Genomic DNA, 3,124 nt, shown 5'->3' on the forward strand with positions numbered 1-3,124 from the left:
GGGGGGGGCGCCGCCGGCCCGGTTCCGGTCAGGCCGGACCCGCGCCGGACGGGACGGCGGCGGCGTACGGGTTGGCGCACCCGGCGTCCGCGGGGACGCCGCGCGGGTCCACGGGCCGCGGGACGTCGGGCCGCGGGACGTAGACGGGGGAGTCCGCCTGGTAGAAGAGGTCGATGTCGGCCTCCTCCCCGCCGGTGATCAGGGTGTCCCAGGCGCCGCTATCCCGGAGGGTGCGGAGCGTCGCGGGGGCGATCGTGGCGAGGTGGGCGCGCAGTTCCTCGTCCGTCGGCATGCCCGGCAGCCGGGGCGCGAGCCGTTCACGGATGGCGGTCATGCGCTCCAGCAGGGCGTCGGCGGCTTCGGTGTATGAGCCGGCACCGGAGCCCGTGCCGGGGGCTCCCGTGCCCGGCGCGGCCTGTGCGCTGTCGGCGATGATGTCCTTGATGGCGCGGGTGAGGCCGTGGTCGTCCGTCGTGACCATGGCGTTCCAGGCGCGGCTCTTGTGCCGGTACTGGAGCATGGACATCGCCGCCTCGTGCCGGATGAAGTCGGCGTCGCGCAGCGGCTTGCCCCGCCAGGCGCGGCTGAGCGAGCGGGCGAGGGAAGTGGCGGAGGCGAGGCCGCTGTTGAGGCCGCGCCCCGGCCAGAAGTGGATGGCGTTGGCCGCGTCGCCGAGCAGGAAGCCGTACGTGCCCGGGGTCGTCGGGGTCGGGCGGCTCAGCTGGGCCGTGAACCGCGGGCGCTGCACCATGTCCAGCCGGAACGAGGTGATCGCCGACAGGTCCTCCTCGTCCACGCCGAACAGGCTCAGGCCCTGCCGGATCTCCTTCCACAGGGGTGAGCTGCGCAGCAGGGCGGGCAGGAAGAGCGTTCCGTGCGTGGGGCAGCGGAACTCGTTGTCCTCTTCGCGGCTCATCAGGCAGGGGCGCGCCGCGATGCACTCCTCGAAGACCTGGCGCACCGGGTCGATGCCGATCACGTTCCCGGCTTCCTCGCGGGTGAGCCGCATGTTCAAGAAGCCCTCGCCGCGCAGCGAGTTCAGGAGGAAGCGGTTCTGCGACACGGTCAGCAGCACGCTCATCGGGTCCGGCAGCCTCGACCTGACGCGCAGCCCGAGGACGACGTCCTGGAGGTGCTCGCCGTCGAGGGAGTAGATCGACGCGTCGGCCGCGCCGAAGCGGTCGGCGAAGTGCTCGCGGGTACGGGAGCGCCCGCCCTCGCAGACGGCCAGGACGTGCTCCTGGGAGAGCCGGTGCTGCTGCTCCACCGGATCGAAGCGTTTCGGCACCAGCCGGATCGAGGCCTTCCTGTTCGCCAGCTCCAGCAGCCGGTCCTCGATGTAGGCGATCCGGATGTTGCGGGGCGGACGGCCGTCGACGGAATCCGGGCCGACCGGCCACATCTCGGAGTAGGCGCTCGCGTCGTCGAACAGGGCCGACCGGACCTCCTCGGACAGTGCGAGGTACTGGCGGCTCTGGACCGTCACGACCTGCTGCCGGCGGACGTTGCCCTGCCCCTCGCCCTTCCAGACGATCGCGGAGCCCCGCCTCGTCCACCGGCCGTCGTGGACGGTGACCGCCACCCGTCCGGGCAGCATCTCGTCGAGGGCGAGCGCGAGAGCGAGCCCCACCGGGCCGCCGCCGGTGACCGTGACCCGCAGTACGCCGGGGTCGGTGACGGCCGTCATGCGCGGAAGGTCGAGCTGGGAGAGGTTCACCACCGTCTCCATGGAGTCCTGAGCCTCGTAGAGGAACGTCTCGTCGCCGATCCGGATCCGGTCGTTGGGGCGCAGGACGTGCCGGGTGACGCGCTGGTCGTTGACGAACGTTCCGTTGCGGCTGTCGCGGTCGTGGAGGACGTGACCGGCGCCCTCCGGGACGATCTCGGCGTGCAGCCGGGACGCGCTGGGGCTCACGATGACGACGCCGTTGTCGCTCTTGCGCCCGAACGTGAGCGGCGCGCTGCCCAGAACCACGCTCTGCCCCGCGAAGGGACCCGTGCGACCCACGATGACTGATGGCACAGCACACTCCTTGTGAACGAACTCTCCCCGTATGCGGCCCGATCCGCCGCGGCCCGTCCGGCCCGGGCAGAACCCGCACGGCACTTACACGTGCCCGTGACCGGTTCGGTTCGCCTTGTTTCGTGTTTGTTCTGACAATTTCCGCGATTTTTCTCCGTCGTGTCGAACCGTCGGGCCGGACCGCACGTGTGGTGCGTGGCGGCAAGCCGAGGCAAGTGGAACAGGAACGGGGGAGCGCCCTGATGTACGACGTGGAGACCGCGCCGGAGGAACGAGCCGGCGGACGGCTGGTCGCAGGCCGCTACCGCCTGCTCTCCCCCATCGGCAAGGGCGGTATGGGCACCGTGTGGTGCGCCCTTGACGAGACGCTGCAGCGTGAGGTCGCCGTCAAGGAGGTACGTCCCCCGGCCGGCCTGCACGCCGGCGACATCGCACGGCTCTACGCCCGGCTGCAGCGGGAGGCCTGGGCGACGGCACGGATCGCGGACCGCAACGTCGTGACGGTCCACGACGTGGTCATGGACGACGACCGTCCCTGGATCGTGATGGAGCTGATCCGCGGCCGGTCGCTCGCCGATCTGCTGAGGACCGAGGGCCCGCTCACCCCGCAGCGCGCCGCGTACGTCGGCGGCGAGGTGCTGACCGCGCTGCGGGCCGCGCACGCCGTCGGGGTCGAACACCGGGACGTGAAGCCGGGCAACGTGCTGATCGCCGACGACGGGCGGGTGGTGCTCAGCGACTTCGGCATCGCCATGGTCGAGGGCAGTACGGCGTTGACCATGACCGGCGAGGTCGTGGGGTCCCCCGAATACCTGCCGCCGGAGCGGGCGCTGGGCCGGGCCTCGGGCCCCGAATCGGACCTGTGGTCCCTGGGCGTGCTGCTGTACGCGGCCGTCGAGGGCATTTCCCCGTTCCGGCAGGACACGGCGCTGACCACGCTGCGCGCCGTCGTCGAGACGGATCCTCCGTCCCCGCGCAGGGCGGGCCCCCTCTCCGCCGTCATCGAAGGGCTGCTGCGCAAGGAGCCGGCCGAGCGGACGCCGGCCGAACGCGCCGCCGCCGCGCTGCGGGCCGTCGCCGGGTCCGCGGGGGCCGCGGACC

General features: G+C 72.2%; 2 protein-coding genes. One reads left to right on the plus strand and one right to left on the minus strand.

The features are described 5' to 3' along the window. Window positions 1-28: 28 nt before the first annotated feature. Window positions 29-2,023 (minus strand): FHA domain-containing protein, encoded by a 1,995-nt coding sequence (locus tag ACFXA3_RS35200; RefSeq protein WP_385193877.1) that lies wholly within the window; start codon window positions 2,021-2,023, stop codon window positions 29-31. Between the two features lie 242 nt (window positions 2,024-2,265). Between ACFXA3_RS35200 and ACFXA3_RS35205 the strand changes: the two genes are divergently transcribed. Then, a partial coding sequence (locus ACFXA3_RS35205) for a serine/threonine-protein kinase (protein ID WP_385193880.1) occupies window positions 2,266-3,124 on the plus strand: 859 nt, incomplete at its 3' end.

The organism is Streptomyces sp. NPDC059456 (assembly GCF_042750055.1).
Classification (GTDB): Bacteria; Actinomycetota; Actinomycetes; order Streptomycetales; family Streptomycetaceae; genus Streptomyces.